Origin of the sequence: Mycolicibacterium pallens (genome assembly GCF_019456675.1) — a bacterium.
Classification (GTDB): Bacteria; Actinomycetota; Actinomycetes; order Mycobacteriales; family Mycobacteriaceae; genus Mycobacterium; species Mycobacterium crocinum.
Map to the genome: position 1 here is coordinate 3202250 of NZ_CP080333.1, position 13529 is coordinate 3215778.

Here is a 13529-nt window from a genome sequence, read left to right on the forward strand (position 1 = left end):
ATCGCCGTCACTCCGATCTCTCCGATATCTGATCCAGCTCACGTTGCAGCACAGCGTATTTCACATGCAGATGTAGGTCTGGTCGCACTCGTCGATCCTGTGACCGCCTACACCAACCTCGTAACGCACACCGTGGCCAGCCTCAATGGACTCGCGAACGAGATCGCCGCTGATCCGTTGCCCATCCTTACCGCGATGCTGGGCAACAGCCTGGGTAACGCCCAGATTCTCGGCGACGCATTCAACAACGCGGGAGTCGCACTGTCCGACCAGCTGAAGGCCCTGCCCGCGGCGCTGCAAACTGCGATCACCCAGCTGCGAAACGGTCAGGTCAGTGATGCGATCGTCGGAGTCTTCAGTACCGGCCTCGGCCTGGTGCTCGGTCCGGCCCTTCCGCTGATCGGCGGAGTGCTGCCGGTCATCCAGAACATGGTCGCCAACGTCAACGACGTCGTCCAGAACGCTCTGCCGATCGCGGTGGCGTCCGCAGCCCTCGCACCGCTCTACCCGATCAACGCCACCGTGTCCGCCTTCGCGGCACTGGCGCAGAACGTCGTCGACTCGGTCTCGTCACGAGATTTCGTATCGGTGGTCGAGGACTTCATCAGCGCACCCGCAGTGTTGACCGACGCATTCCTCAACGGATTCCCCGGCGGCCCAACCGGATTCGCAGATCCGGCCGGCGGCCTCCTATCCGGCGCCGCCGTCGGCTTCGGGACCGTTGAGAACCTGCTTCAGGCGGCCAAGGCCATCGCGGCGCAGCTGACCCGGCCGGGTCCGCCCGCGACCTTCACGCTCGCACTGCCCCACCTGGCGCCCAAGGCCAGCGCGGCCAAAGCGACCCTGGCGCCGGTGGCCGAGAAGGGTGCCACCCCGTCGGCAAGCAAGACTTCGGCGGGCAAGTCATCGACCGGTCACGCCAAGGCGCCGGCCAAGGGCAACGGCAAGGGCAAGGGCACTGCCGGGTCCAAGCGCGCGGCGAAGGCGCGGGGCTAGCGGCCCGGACGTCGGTCGCTACCGGCGCTCGGCGGGGTCGACTTCGCCGCCACACGACGGCTGCCCCCGGTCCCCACCGCGCGGGACGGCAACGCCTGCTTTCTCGGCGAGACTGCGGTGGATTTCACCGTGCGCTTGCGGTCGAACACCGGCTGCCCGTTCCGATCGACCAGCGCGCCTCCCGGGGCGAGATGAGGCCCGGCGTCCGGAGTCAATTCTGAGTAGCCCAGAGCAATCATCGGTGTCAGTATTTTGTCCAGTACCGCAACCGATTTCGGAAAGAAGGGTTCCAGCAGGTGGGTCAGCGCAGGCTCCTGCTGGATGGTGTAGGTGGTGGTAGTGCCGCCCTTGGCATTCGTGCTCGTGGTGATGTTCTCGGGCGGCACCTCACCGTTGAGCACCATCTGCGCGGCTCTGCCGTAGTGGTCGGTGCCGTGGTACACCATCGCCCCGGCCAACGCGTTGAGATCGGCGAGCAGGTGCCATGGCCGGTCGGGGAAACTGGCGATCGCGTCGTACTGCAGCTTGATGACGGTGATGTTGTAGGGGGTGACCGGCACCGGCTCGGTGACACCGCCGGTGAGCAGTTCGCGGCTGCCGGTGGGCAGGTATGAGAACAAGCCACCCGTTCGAGACGGGTCCGCGAGCACCATGAACTGCAGCTGCGAGGGGTCCGGTGCCGCCGGATCGTCGGCGAGTTTGCGCAGTTCCTCGTCGACAACCAGGGAACCCAGAGATTCGCCGATCACGATGACCTTGCCCTGCCCAAGCGCGGTGCTGATCATGGTGTCCAGTAGCGGCGTGCCGGCGGCGATCGACTGCGCGCCCGTCGCGGAGTTCAGCCCGGTCCACGGCCACAAGCCGTCGGGATAGTCAAGCTGCTCGAGCGTGTAACCAGCGGGGACGCGCCGCATCACGTCCCAGTTCGGGCTACCGGCGGCGCCCGCACCCGGCACCCAGATGGCGATGTCGGCATGCCCGAAGGGCGCCAAAGCGACGACCAGCGCTGCGAATGCCGCAGACAACAGCACGCCGAGCGCCTTCATCGTTCCCCCGAGGGTTGAGAGTCGTTCGTAGCCTCGCTTATTAGCTGGAGCGTGGGGAAGGGACTTTCGCCATGAACACTGGTGGCGAAACTCCCGTCACAGCCCGTAGAGGCGCAGGGCGTTGTCGCGCGCGATGAGGTCGACAACCCGGATCGCGTCGGCTTCGCTCCACTGGTCACGCGCCACGAATCCGGTGAGGACGGCGGCCATCCCCGCACGCCAGAGCAACGAACCGAGGTAGTGCAACTCGGCAGGGCCGAAGGCATCCGATGAGTACAGGATCTTGCGGAACGGTGCCAATTCCAGCGTGCGGCCGATGAATGCCTCCGCGCGAGCGCCGAGATGGTTGATGCTCAGACCGACGTCGAGATAGACGTTGTTGAAGGCCTGTGCCAGATAGCCGGCTTCCCTCTCGTACGGGTAGCAGTGCAGGAGCACGACCGGCGTGCTGCCGGAGTGGCGCAGGAAGTCCAGCAGCAGCATCGGATTGGTTCGGTGCAGATTGCAGTCGCGGTCGCCGAGACCGACATGGAATTGCAGCGGCTTGCCCAGCCGCAGCGCTTCGTGCACGCCGAACCGCAGGAGCACCCGGTCGGTCAGCCGGACTCCCCCGGCGTCGCGCCAGCGGGCCGCCGCTTCGGCGACATCGCGCGGGTCCGGCTCGGATAGATCACCGTCGAAGCCACCCCGGTAAGCCAGCACCGTCTTGGTGGCAACCGCAGTCGCACTGCGCTCGTGCAGGATTCGGCGGAACGCGTCGGCGTAGTCACCCGGTGCGGCGGCCGCCTGCTCGGCGAGCTGCTCGAGCCGGACGATCTCACCGACCCCGCCACCGGATGCCTGCGTCATCTCGGGCAACCCCGCGATCTCACCCGGCAGCCCGGTGTCGACCAGCCAGTCGCTGACGCCGGCGGCGGGCAGGAAGACCCGTGCCAGCTGGTCTTCGGTCAGCTCGCTGCGACGTTCCCAATAGCTCTGTGGCTCAGCATGTTCCGGTAAGCCGAGCAACGGCGCGCAATGAGCCCGCACGGCGAAGCCGAGTTGGGTGTCAAAGCCGGAGTCGAAGTCGGCCAGCGGTTCGGTGTTCGCCTCGTTGAGCCCGTTCTCGAAACGCCTGCGATCACCGGACGTGAGCCAGAAGCCGTGTACGTGGTTGTCCACCAACCGCACATCAGCGATGTGGTCGTCCACCGCGGTTGTCACTCACAGACTCCAGGCCATCCGGAACTTCTCGGTCAGCGCTTCGGCGTCCAGATGTGAATACATTTCGTGCTCGTAGCGGCGGACGGCGACGAGCACGTCGACGGCCGGATCCCCGAGGATCCTCCGCAACCGCGCCGAGCCGTCGAGCGCCGCGATCTCCTCGGCCTGGTCGCTGCTGAGCGCCACCGTACCCGCGGCCTTTCGGTCGTCCTCGGACAAGGTGTTCGGGTCGACGAGCGTTTCCGGCGGTATCGCCGTGCCGCTGTCGATGCCGTCGAGTGCCAGGCCGAGGATGGCGGCGGTGGCGAAGTAGGGGTTGGCCGACGGGTCGACGACCTTCACCTCGACGTTGGCGCCATACGGGTTGCCGTGCGTACCACGCACGAATCGGACTGCGGCTTCGCGGTTCTCGGTGCCCCAGCAGGCGAAGGCCCCGGCCCAGTTGCCGGGCTGCATCCGCAATCCGGACACGATCGACCCGCAGAGGATCAGCTGTGCCTGTGGCAACCCGGAGACGACGCCACCGATGGCGCTCTCCCCTTCGGCGGTCATGCCCTCGGCGCCGGTGCCACCGGAGAACACCGGGGTGTCACCGCGCAGCAGCGAAAAGTGTTGGTGCGCGCCGGAACCCACACTTCCGGCGAACGGTACCGGGGACAGGCTCACCCGCATCCCGTACTTCCGGGCCACGCGGCTGATGATGATCCGGGCCAAGATCAGCTGATCGGCGGCGGCCACCGGCGATTTCGGGGTCAGTGAGATCTCGAATTGGTTGATGCCGTACTCGGGATGGAACTGCTCGATACCGACGCCGGCCGACGCGGCGGCGGCGGTCACGTCGCGCACGAAGCCCTCGTATTCCAGCACGCCGGCCAATCCGTACTGCGCCCACAGGCTGCCGGGCAGACGGTTGCCGTCGGGATCGACGAGCAGGAACTCGATCTCGTGGCCGACCTGGGCCCGCAGACCGGCCTCGGCCAGCCGTGCCTCGATACGCCCGAGCGTTCCGCGCGCACAGGCCGGAATCGGATCGCCGTCCTGATCGAAGAAGGAGGCCGGCGCCCACGCGAGGCCGTCGCCGATGACGCGAAGCGTGTCGAGGTCGATGCGGATCCGTTGGTCACCGACCACGCTGATCCCGGGCGCGAAGGCGATGCCGGCGCGGTCGATGGCGAATCCGTGGGTGACAGGGCTGAAGCCCAGCCCCGGATCGGCGAAGGCGTTGAGTCGGCGGGCCGGCACAGTCTTGGCGTGTGTCAAGCCGGAGGGACTCACGAAAGTGCCGACGACGGTATCCACCCCGTCGGCTTCGAGTTGGCCGATAGCCGCGCCCGCGAGCGGTGTGGTCATGGAAGTTATTGTGCCCACCGTGCGCGCGGGCCGCCGTGAATAGCCGCTATGCGCGGCTGGGCAGCGTCAGCTTGCAGGTCTGGCCGATATCCAGGGTGGACAGCATCCGGCCCATGCCGACCCACATCGCGCACGACAACGTCAGGTCGGCCATCAGCTCGTCGGAGAAGTGCTCACGGGCGCGATCCCAGAAGTCCTCGTCGTACTTGAGCTTCGCCCAGTCGGTGCCGAATCGGTGGGCGAACTCGGCGGCGATGCGCTCCTGCTCGCTGTAGCCCTCCCACGTCTTCCACTCCAGCGCGTGGTCGTAGAGCTCTTCGTCGACACCGGCGGCCGGGCCGTCGGCATCGCGGGTGTTCTGACACAAGACACATTCGTTGTCGTGTGCGATCACCGCGCGGGCGAGCTCGCGCACCCGCATCGGCAGCCGGTTCTTCTCGCTGTACACCGCGTGGGAGAAGGCGGCCATGGCCGTTCCCAGGTCAGGAGACTTGACGATCCAGCCCGCGACGTCGTCGTCGGGGAAGTTTCCGACTCGGCTCATGGGCGTGATGGTACGCCGCAAACCGCGAATCTGGAACGTGTTCTAGTTTCCCGGCGGAGTCGGCTAGTGGACAATGCCCGCATGGTCCCTCTTCCGCTCCGGCGCGTGCTGGCCGGGCCGCCGAGCGGTGGTACGCCGGTGACGCTGCCCAACGGCATGCGAATCCGCCACTGGCAGAAGATCGAGACCAACTTCCTGTACCCGGAGATCTTCGGCGCGGACTCGGTGTACGCGAAGGGCGATTTCATCGAATTTCGGCCCGGCGCAGTGATTGTCGACGCCGGTGCGAACATCGGGATGTTCACGCTGTTCGCGGCCCGGCAATGCCGCGGCGAGGCGCAGGTCTTCGCCTTCGAGCCGATTCCCACGACCTTCTCGGTGCTCGCGGCGAACGCCGCCGCCGCCAATCGGGGCGACTACGCCGCCGCGATGGACGCCCGCCCCGGCGCGTCCTTGACGGTCCATGCGATCAACCGCGGCCTGTCCGACACCAGCGACGAGGTGATCTTCCAGTACCACCCCAACTTCACCCTGTGGAGCACGCAGGACGCCGAGTTCGCCCGCCAGCGGTTGGACCGGTTCGTCAGCGACGTCGCCGGAATGATCCGAGTGCTTCCTTCCCGACTCGGCCGCATCGCGGTGCGCCCGGTCGTGGCGTGGATGGGCCGGACCAAGACCGTGACGGTGTCGCTGGTCCCGCTGTCGTCGGTCATCGAGGAGTATCGCCTCGACCGCATTGACGTGCTGAAGGTGGATGTCGAGGGCGCCGAAGTGGCGGTGCTGCAAGGGATCACAGCCCAACACTGGGACCTGATCCGTCAGGTGGTGTTGGAGGTGGAGTACTTCGCCACCAAGGACCGTGTCGTCGAGATGCTCGAAGCGCGCGGATTCACGACGTCGTGGTTCGCCAGTGAGCGCGAACGTTACGGCGCTGTGCAGAGCGAGGTGTGCATGGTCTATGCGTGGCGGGCCGAAGACCGGCCGTAGGTTACTTCGGCGGGCGTGACACGCACTGCGCCGAGTAGAGCTCGACGCCGAGTTTGTCCATCAGCTCGAGCTGCGTCTCGAGGTAGTCGATGTGGTGTTCCTCGTCGGCGACGATCTCTTCGAAGAGGTTGGCCGTGGTGGAGTCGAGCTTCTCGCGGCACAGAATGATGGCCGGCTTGAGGCGACCCACCACCTCGTACTCGATGGCCAGGTCGCTCTCGAACTGCTCGCGCAGGGTCTGCCCGACGCGAAGCGAGCCGAGCCGCTGGTAGTTGGGCAGGCCGTCGAGGAGCAGGATCCGATCGGTGATGGCCTCGGCGTGGCGCATCTCGTCGAACGATTCGTCCCGGGTGTGCTTGGCGAGCTCGGTGAAGCCCCAGTTGTCCTGCATCTTGGAATGCAGGAAGTACTGATTGATGGCGGTCAGTTCGCTGGTCAGCTGCTCGTTGAGCAGGCGCAGAACTTCCGGATCACCTTGCATGACGTCTCCCCAATTTGGCTGCGGAGATCACCCTAGTGCACTCCCGGCGGCCGCTTTGTGCAGCTGAATGGGACGGCATGTTGTAGGGGTACCTAACTAAGGTTAGTCTCGGCTAATATGTCCGGTGTGCGACGCCATCCTGTGACGAGAGTGAAGCGCTGATGTACGTATGCCTCTGCGCGGGGGCGACCAGCGCCACGGTCAGTGAGGCCGTGGCCCGCGGGGCGTGCACGTCCAAGCAGGTCGCCGCGGCCTGCGGCGCGGGTGGTGATTGTGGCCGGTGCCGCCGCACCGTGCGGGCCATCATCGAGCAGCACTTCGCCGCCGTCGGCGCAGCGCGAGCGAGCTGACTCAGGACTTTCCGCGGTGGAAATCCGCCAGCGCCTCGGCGTTGGCGGCCGCGCCCATCAACTTCTCGAAGAACGCGTTCTCCCGCGCCGTCGCCGCGGCGATCTCCGGTTTGGCCGGTTCGGTCATCGTCTGCTTCACCGCGATCAGACTCGAAATCGGCCGGGACGCAAGCACTTCGGCGTGCCTGCGGGCATCGGCGATGAGCTCGTCGGGCTCACTGACCCGCCAGACCAGGCCCATGCGCAATGCTTCGGCGGCATCCACCCATTCCGAGGACATCAACAGCCACGCCGCATTCTGCCGACCGATCAACTGCGGCAACAGGTATGACGAGGCGGCCTCGGGGGCAACCCCCAAGCTGGTGAACGGGCACTTCAGACGCGCCGTCGAGGACATGAAGGCCAGGTCGGCGTAACCCAGGATCGTCGTGCCGATGCCGAGGCCGACGCCGTTGACCGCGCAGATCAGCGGCTTGGGGAACTCGCTCAGCGCGGTGATCAGGCCGGGGAATCCGTGGGCGCCCTGGACGAAGTCGGGGTTGGTGATGCGCTCCTGCATGTCCCCGAGATCCTGGCCGGCGCTGAACGCCCGGCCGGCTCCGGTGATGATTACGACGGCGACCTCGGGATCGTCGGCGGCGGCCAGCAGCGCCTCGGCGGTGGCGTCATAGAGCGCCTCGTTGAAGGCATTGAGGGCATCCGGACGATTGAGGGTGATCGTGCGGACCCGGTTCTCGTCGTCGATGAGGAGCGTCACGCGGCGAAGCCTAGAGGGTGGTCGCGCGTGACGGGCTGCCAAAGCCCGGCAGATGGGACCTAGCCGCTCGGGACCATCATCGAGTCTGCGGTGAGAGCGTGAGATGAGCCCTAGATGGCGCGCTGAGCGCAGAATCGTTGCTAGCCGTTGCTGTAGACGCGCGTCGGCGCGACCAATACCGCGACGCGACCCTGCTCGACCATCGTCCGGTCGTATTCGTCCCAATCGTCATGTGTGCCACCGCACGCGGAGAACACCTCGCGCAGCAGCAGCCGCAACTGGTCCGCGGACTCCAGCTACGAGGGGCGGTCGTCCGGCCCGGCGAGTTCGGCGGTTCCCTCCACCGACGCCCACTGCCAACCGTTGCGGAACGTCAGCGTCACCGCGGGCCGCGCCCGCAGATTCGCCAATTTCACCCGGCCATACGTGACAAACGCCAGCACCGGTTCGCCACTGGCCGGGTGCGGCACGATCCCGGCGTTGACCAACGACGCCTGGATGGTGTTGTCGGCGCGCACCGTCGACACCACCGCCAGACCTCGGTCGGCCCGTGCCAGCGCGACAGCCTCGTCCAGGGTGGTCATGACTGCTCGGAAACGAAGGGGCTGCGAAAGAGGTAGCGACTGGTGGGCACCGCGTCGATGTTGACGTTGGCCCCGAAAGCCGCTGTGCTGGCGACCATTTGCTCCATACGACTCTGGAGGTCGGCGTCGTCGGCGGCGCCGAAGAACGCGTGCAGGCTGCCCACCGCCTCGATGGGGAAATGCTCCTCGACGATCGCATTGATCACTGGGGCGTCTTCGGTGAGCGCGCGCACCACGTAGTTCTGGACGTAGGTGAACGTCGATTGCGTGGCGATCGCCACCGGTGTGTGGTTGCCGTGCCAGCGAGCCAGCCAGGTGGCCTCGTCCATGTCCGCCGGCCGCCGCAGCAGCGCCATGTTGGCCAGTCCCGGCGACCGCTCGCCGGGTGGAGTCGACGGCGGCGGCAAGGGAGCAGACTCGGTGACGAGGTAGGCGGCGATCTCCTCGGCGTAGTGGCCGAGCAACTCGAGCGCCATCAGCATCTGGTCGCCGTAGTACTGCTGAGTCCACAGACTGACCAGCGCCTGCACCGGCGGATCAAGAACGGTCAACGTCATCATCGAATCGCGGACGTCACGGTCGCGGACGTTGACCGTCAACCCCGGCAGACCCAACGCGAGCAACTCCTGGGCCACCGGCCCGCGCAACTGCTCGGCCCACTCGTCGTCGGCGGTGGCGGTGCGCAGCGTGACTATCACCTTCTCCATGGCGCCGAACCTACCTCAGTCAGTCGCGCAGCCAGCGCGGAGTGATGAAGACGCCGTCAGCTTCCACCGTGATGCCCTCGGCGTCGGAGATATAGCCCGAGACAAAGGTTTTCACGCCGTCGACCCGAGTGATCTGAGCTTCGGCATGCAGCGCCCCGAGCGGGCAGGCCCGCGGATACCGCACGGTGATGCTGCCGGTGAAGCGGGGCTTGCCGTCCGGGCTGGCCGCCTCCCCCAGCACGTGATCCAGAACCAGCGCCGACACCCCGCCGTGAACATGCCCGGGTGGACCCTCATAGGCCGCACCGAGATCGAAGTCGCACCAGTACCGACCGTCGGGATCGCGGTGGATGCTCAGCGGCGGCGCGACCGGGTTGCGCAGGCCGATCACGGCATTGCCCCAACTCATGCTCTGACCAGACGTGGTGCGCTTGACCCCGAAGGCGCCGTCGATCTGGTTGCTTCGCAGCCGGGCGGTCGCGGCGTCGATGTCGGCCTTGACGGCGGCGACGGTGTCGGCATCGACTTCGGTGCGGATCGTGGCGTCGACCAACTCCCGCACCGAGACGGCCAGCGGTTCATAGATCGCCCGCAGCCGTTCGATCTCCTCGGCCGACAGGTCCTCGACGGTGAATTCCAGCACTCCAGCACTAGAGCATGGCGCCGATCGACTGTCGAACGAGGGTCTCGCCGCGCGCTAACAAAAATGACACACAACCGACCCCTGGATGGAACGGGAGCGTCGAGAATCCTCTTAGCGCATGCCGTTCGGACGCGCCAGAAAGGCCTGCCGATGAGCACCGACGTCACCGAGCCCGCGACACCGCCGAGCGAGCTGAAGATTCCGTGGTGGACCCGCGGTGATCTCAACGCCTTCTTCGGGTTGGGTTTCAACATTCTGGTCAACGTCCTGACTCTGACCACGCTGATGATCGGCGTGGTCAAGCTCCCCGCCGACGACGTACTGGGCACCGTCCTGCCTGCGCTCGGTGTGGCCCTGGTGCTGGGCAACCTGTACTACACGTTCTTGGCGCGCCGGTTGGCGCGACGGGAGAACCGCGGCGACGTCACCGCCCTGCCGTACGGGCCGAGCGTGCCGCACATGTTCATCGTTGTGTTCGTCGTCATGCTGCCGGTGTATCTCGCCACAAAGGATCCGATTCAGGCCTGGCAGTCCGGTCTGGCGTGGGCGTTCATGATCGGCGTCATCGTCATCATCGGCGGGTTCGTCGGCCCGTACATTCGCAAGCTCACCCCCCGCGCGGCGATGCTGGGCACGCTGGCCGGCATCTCGATCACGTTCATCTCGATGCGACCCGCCGCGCAGATGTGGGAGGCCGCCTGGATCGGCCTTCCGGTCTTGGCAATCATCTTGATCGGCTTCTTCACCGACGTGAAGCTGCCGGGCAACATTCCGGTCGGCCTGGTCGCGCTGTTGGTCGGCACCGCGATCGGGTGGATCGGTGGGTTCATGTCGGCGCCGGATGTGAGCAAGGCGGTCTCCGACATCGCGATCGGCATTCCCGACCTTCGCCTCGACCTGTTGTGGTCCGGTCTGTCGCATCTGGCACCGCTACTGGGAACCGCAATTCCGTTGGGCGTCTACAACTTCACGGAGGCGATGAGCAATGTGGAGAGCGCGGCCGCGGCCGGGGACAACTACAACCTGCGCAGCGTGTTGCTGGCCGACGGCGCCGGCGCGGTGATCGGATCGGCGTTCGGCTCACCGTTCCCGCCCGCGGTCTACATCGGCCACCCGGGCTGGAAGGACGCCGGCGGGCGGGCGGGCTACTCACTGGCCAGCGGCGTGGTGATCGGACTGCTGTGCTTCCTCGGGTTGTTCGGCGTGCTGGCCGCGCTGCTGCCGGTGCCGGCGATCGTGCCGATCCTGCTTTACATCGGCCTGCTGATCGGTGCCCAGGCCTTCCAGGCGGTACCCCGGCTCCACGCGGTTGCGGTCGTCGCCGCGCTGCTGCCGAACCTCGCGCAATGGGCCAGCGGGCTGATCGACAACGCGTTGAACGCGGCTGGGACGTCGGCGGCCAAGGTCGGCATGGATGCCCTCGGCGGCGCCGGCGTGGTGTACGACGGACTGCAGACCCTTGGTGAGGGCGCGATCCTGGTGGGTCTGCTGCTGGGCACGATGGTGACGTTCATCCTGGAGAAGAAGTTCCGCTACGCCGCGCTGGCGTCGGTGGTGGCCGCGGCGCTGTCGTTTATCGGCCTGATCCACGCGCCGGAGATCGCCTGGGCCGCCAATCCTCAAGTGGCGCTGGGGTATTTGTTCTTCGCGGTGGTGTGCCTGGCGTACTCATTGCTGCCTGGCGCGAAGGAGCCGGTGACGGTCGACGAATCCGATATCGTCGCCGGGCACTAGTCCCTGACGAACGGGACCTCGGCGCCGTCGGCAAGCACGACGTAGAGCCGCCGCCACGGGTCCTCACCCACCAGCCGCCACTGATGACCGGAGCCCACGGTGTCCTCGGCCAGCAGGACGTCGCCGGGGGTCAGGATGAACTCCTCGCCGTCGCGAGTGGTGAACACCAACGTCCCGGCGAGCGTCACGACGAGCTGACGCACCGGCGCGGTATGCCAGGCCAGCGTCCCACCGCTGGCGGTCTCCTCCGCCGTCACCCGGGTCGAGGCCATCGCCGCCGACACCAGGTCGTCGTTGCGTCCTGACGTGAGATCGAGGCGTCCGATCTGGACGTGGGAGCCCCCATCGGGTCCGGTGAACAAACGCACGCAGCGAATCACGGTGCACCCTTTCGTTCTGGTCGGTTGCAACGGTATCGGCACTCGGCGCGCTGCCCTAGGGTGAGCGCATGGCGGTTCCGCTCGGCGACACTGAGCCGTACTACGACCTCGGCAGCTACCACCGGCCCGTCGACACCCCCTCACCGCAAGCGCAGGTGTGGTTCGACCGTGGACTGGTGTGGGCGTACGCCTTCAACCACGAAGAGGCGATCACCTGCTTTGAGCGAGCGCTGGCGCTCGACGCGGACCTCGCGATCGCCCGGTGGGGCATCGCGTATGCGATCGGGCCGAACTACAACAAGGGTTGGGAGGCCTTCGATCCCGTCGACCTGACCGCTTCCCTGGCGCGAGCTCGGATGGAACTGCAGCTCGCCGCCAAGAGCCGCGGCAGTGTCGTCGAGCATGCTTTGATCGCGGCGCTGGCCGCCCGCTTCCCCACCGACGATCCTTCTGACGCGGACGCGCTGGCCGCGGGGCATGTCGCCTACGCCGAAGCCATGACGGAGCTGGCGCGGGCGTATCCCGACGACGTGGACGTGCTGGCGCTGGCCGCCGACGCGTTGGTGAACATCACGGCATGGGCGTTGTGGGACACCGCAACAGGGGAACCGGCGCCCGGTTCACGAGCGGTGGAGGCGAAGGCTTTGTTGGACGCCGCACTGCGCACCGAGGCCGGCCGCGCCCATCCCGGGGTGCTGCACCTCTACATCCACGCGATGGAGATGTCCGCGCATCCCGAGGATGCGCTGCCTGCCGCCGACCTGTTGCGCGGCCTGGTGCCCGACGCCGGCCACCTGCAGCACATGCCGTCGCACATCGACGTGCTGTGCGGCAACTACCGAGACTCGGTGCTGGCCAACCAATCTGCGGTGGCCGCCGATCGGCGCTTCGTCGCCCACGCCGGACCGCTGAACTTCTACTCGCTCTACCGAGCACACGATCTGCATTTCATCGTGTATTCGGCGATGTTCGCCGGCCAGTCGCAGATCGCGCTGCAGGCCGCCGACGAACTGTCCGGACAGCTCACTCCGGAGCTCCTCTCGATCGAGTCCCCGCCGATGGCCGACTGGCTGGAAGCGTTCGTCCCACTGCGGGTGCATGTGCTGATCCGGTTCGGCCGCTGGGACGAGCTGATCGCCGAGCCGCTTCCTGACGATCCCGAACTGTATTGCAGCACAACGGCAACCATCCACTACGGGCGCGGTGTCGCGCATGCGGCCAAGGGGCAGGTGGTCCAGGCTGCAGCTGAGCGGGAAGCGTTCGCGGCGGAGTATGCCCGCGTCCCGGAGTCGCGGTATCTGTTCAACAACACCAGCCGCGACATCCTGGCTGTCGCCGCGGCCATGCTCGACGGCGAGATCGCTTATCGGGAAGGCGATTTCGAGGCGGCCTTCGATCACCTGCGGCGAGCGATCGCCCTCGACGACGCGCTGCCCTACGACGAACCCTGGGGCTGGATGCAGCCCACGCGGCACGCCTACGGCGCGCTGCTGCTCGAACAGGGTCGGGTCGAGGAGGCCGCCGCGGTGTATGCCGCGGACCTCGGCCTCGACCCGACGCTGAGCCGGCCGTGTCAGCACCCGGGCAATGTCTGGAGCCTGCACGGCTACCACGAATGCCTGCAGCGACTGGGACGCGACGCCGAAGCCGGAATCATCGGCCGCCAGCTGGAGCTGGCCAAAGCCCGCGCCGACGTCCCGATTCTGGCGTCCTGCCTGTGCCGGGTCGAGGTTGTCAACCAGGACTGCTGCCACTGAGGCAGTAATC

Annotated in this window: 14 protein-coding genes and 1 pseudogene; 5 read left to right on the top strand and 10 right to left on the bottom strand. The window is 66.8% G+C overall.

Annotation, left to right across the window (positions count from 1 at the left end; genetic code table 11):
- Window positions 1-99 precede the first annotated feature (99 nt).
- Window positions 100-996 carry a hypothetical protein gene (locus K0O64_RS15795; protein WP_071944388.1) on the top strand — a complete coding sequence of 299 codons (897 nt, stop codon included), beginning with the start codon at window positions 100-102 and terminating at the stop codon, window positions 994-996.
- Here the strand turns inward: K0O64_RS15795 and K0O64_RS15800 are convergent.
- The 4 genes from K0O64_RS15800 to K0O64_RS15815 all read right to left on the bottom strand — a co-directional run bounded on the left by K0O64_RS15800 (window position 993) and on the right by K0O64_RS15815 (window position 5139).
- Window positions 993-2042, bottom strand: coding sequence for a PE-PPE domain-containing protein (locus K0O64_RS15800; protein ID WP_071944386.1), 1050 nt, complete (start codon window positions 2040-2042; stop codon window positions 993-995). The two genes, K0O64_RS15795 and K0O64_RS15800, sit on opposite strands and share 4 nt — an antisense overlap.
- A gap of 96 nt (window positions 2043-2138) precedes the next feature.
- Window positions 2139-3245, bottom strand: a complete 1107-nt coding sequence (locus K0O64_RS15805) for an amidohydrolase family protein (protein ID WP_071944384.1) — start codon at window positions 3243-3245, stop codon at window positions 2139-2141.
- Window positions 3246-4595 carry a type I glutamate--ammonia ligase gene (locus K0O64_RS15810; protein WP_071944382.1) on the bottom strand — a complete coding sequence of 450 codons (1350 nt, stop codon included), beginning with the start codon at window positions 4593-4595 and terminating at the stop codon, window positions 3246-3248.
- Window positions 4596-4641: 46 nt separating this feature from the next.
- A complete protein-coding gene (locus tag K0O64_RS15815) occupies window positions 4642-5139 on the bottom strand; it encodes a carboxymuconolactone decarboxylase family protein (protein ID WP_071944380.1) in 498 nt (165 codons plus the stop codon).
- An 81-nt stretch (window positions 5140-5220) separates the two neighbouring features.
- Here K0O64_RS15815 and K0O64_RS15820 point away from each other — a divergent pair, with 81 nt between their 5' ends.
- Window positions 5221-6126, top strand: a complete 906-nt coding sequence (locus K0O64_RS15820; RefSeq protein ID WP_125477443.1) for an FkbM family methyltransferase — start codon at window positions 5221-5223, stop codon at window positions 6124-6126.
- 1 nt (window position 6127) lies between these two features.
- Here the strand turns inward: K0O64_RS15820 and bfr are convergent, their stop codons facing one another.
- A complete protein-coding gene (bfr, locus tag K0O64_RS15825) occupies window positions 6128-6607 on the bottom strand; it encodes a bacterioferritin (protein ID WP_071944376.1) in 480 nt (159 codons plus the stop codon).
- A gap of 161 nt (window positions 6608-6768) precedes the next feature.
- On the opposite strand from bfr, the gene K0O64_RS15830 reads away from it, so the two are divergent.
- A complete protein-coding gene (locus K0O64_RS15830) occupies window positions 6769-6957 on the top strand; it encodes a (2Fe-2S)-binding protein (RefSeq protein ID WP_071944374.1) in 189 nt (62 codons plus the stop codon).
- A 1-nt stretch (window position 6958) separates the two neighbouring features.
- Here the strand turns inward: K0O64_RS15830 and K0O64_RS15835 are convergent, their stop codons facing one another.
- The 4 genes and pseudogenes from K0O64_RS15835 to K0O64_RS15850 all read right to left on the bottom strand — a co-directional run bounded on the left by K0O64_RS15835 (window position 6959) and on the right by K0O64_RS15850 (window position 9648).
- Window positions 6959-7714 (bottom strand): enoyl-CoA hydratase/isomerase family protein, encoded by a 756-nt coding sequence (locus K0O64_RS15835; protein WP_071944372.1) that lies wholly within the window; start codon window positions 7712-7714, stop codon window positions 6959-6961.
- A 140-nt stretch (window positions 7715-7854) separates the two neighbouring features.
- Window positions 7855-8298 (bottom strand): annotated as a pseudogene (locus K0O64_RS15840) (TIGR03618 family F420-dependent PPOX class oxidoreductase).
- The gene (locus tag K0O64_RS15845; RefSeq protein WP_071944371.1) at window positions 8295-9005 is read right to left on the bottom strand and encodes an EthD domain-containing protein; all 711 of its coding nucleotides are present in this window, start codon (window positions 9003-9005) and stop codon (window positions 8295-8297) included. Before K0O64_RS15845 ends, K0O64_RS15840 begins: the two are co-directional and overlap by 4 nt.
- Window positions 9006-9024: 19 nt before the next feature.
- On the bottom strand, window positions 9025-9648 hold the full coding sequence (locus K0O64_RS15850) for a PaaI family thioesterase (protein WP_071944369.1): 624 nt from the start codon (window positions 9646-9648) through the stop codon (window positions 9025-9027).
- A 150-nt stretch (window positions 9649-9798) separates the two neighbouring features.
- On the opposite strand from K0O64_RS15850, the gene K0O64_RS15855 reads away from it, so the two are divergent.
- Window positions 9799-11382, top strand: a complete 1584-nt coding sequence (locus tag K0O64_RS15855; RefSeq protein WP_071944367.1) for a SulP family inorganic anion transporter — start codon at window positions 9799-9801, stop codon at window positions 11380-11382.
- Here K0O64_RS15855 and K0O64_RS15860 read toward each other — a convergent pair.
- The gene (locus tag K0O64_RS15860; protein WP_425574785.1) at window positions 11379-11750 is read right to left on the bottom strand and encodes a cupin domain-containing protein; all 372 of its coding nucleotides are present in this window, start codon (window positions 11748-11750) and stop codon (window positions 11379-11381) included. The genes K0O64_RS15855 and K0O64_RS15860 overlap by 4 nt on opposite strands.
- Before the next feature lie 80 nt (window positions 11751-11830).
- Here K0O64_RS15860 and K0O64_RS15865 point away from each other — a divergent pair, with 80 nt between their 5' ends.
- Window positions 11831-13519 carry a tetratricopeptide repeat protein gene (locus tag K0O64_RS15865; RefSeq protein ID WP_096311527.1) on the top strand — a complete coding sequence of 563 codons (1689 nt, stop codon included), beginning with the start codon at window positions 11831-11833 and terminating at the stop codon, window positions 13517-13519.
- The last annotated feature ends 10 nt before the right edge of the window (window positions 13520-13529 follow it).

Coding starts and splice junctions, on each gene's coding strand:
- K0O64_RS15800 (WP_071944386.1), bottom strand. CDS start 2,042: ATGAAGGCGCTCGGCGTGCTGTTGTCTGCGGCATTCGCAGCGCTGGTC.
- K0O64_RS15810 (WP_071944382.1), bottom strand. CDS start 4,595: ATGACCACACCGCTCGCGGGCGCGGCTATCGGCCAACTCGAAGCCGAC.
- K0O64_RS15815 (WP_071944380.1), bottom strand. CDS start 5,139: ATGAGCCGAGTCGGAAACTTCCCCGACGACGACGTCGCGGGCTGGATC.
- K0O64_RS15820 (WP_125477443.1), top strand. CDS start 5,221: ATGGTCCCTCTTCCGCTCCGGCGCGTGCTGGCCGGGCCGCCGAGCGGT.
- bfr (WP_071944376.1), bottom strand. CDS start 6,607: ATGCAAGGTGATCCGGAAGTTCTGCGCCTGCTCAACGAGCAGCTGACC.
- K0O64_RS15830 (WP_071944374.1), top strand. CDS start 6,769: ATGTACGTATGCCTCTGCGCGGGGGCGACCAGCGCCACGGTCAGTGAG.
- K0O64_RS15845 (WP_071944371.1), bottom strand. CDS start 9,005: ATGGAGAAGGTGATAGTCACGCTGCGCACCGCCACCGCCGACGACGAG.
- K0O64_RS15855 (WP_071944367.1), top strand. CDS start 9,799: ATGAGCACCGACGTCACCGAGCCCGCGACACCGCCGAGCGAGCTGAAG.
- K0O64_RS15865 (WP_096311527.1), top strand. CDS start 11,831: ATGGCGGTTCCGCTCGGCGACACTGAGCCGTACTACGACCTCGGCAGC.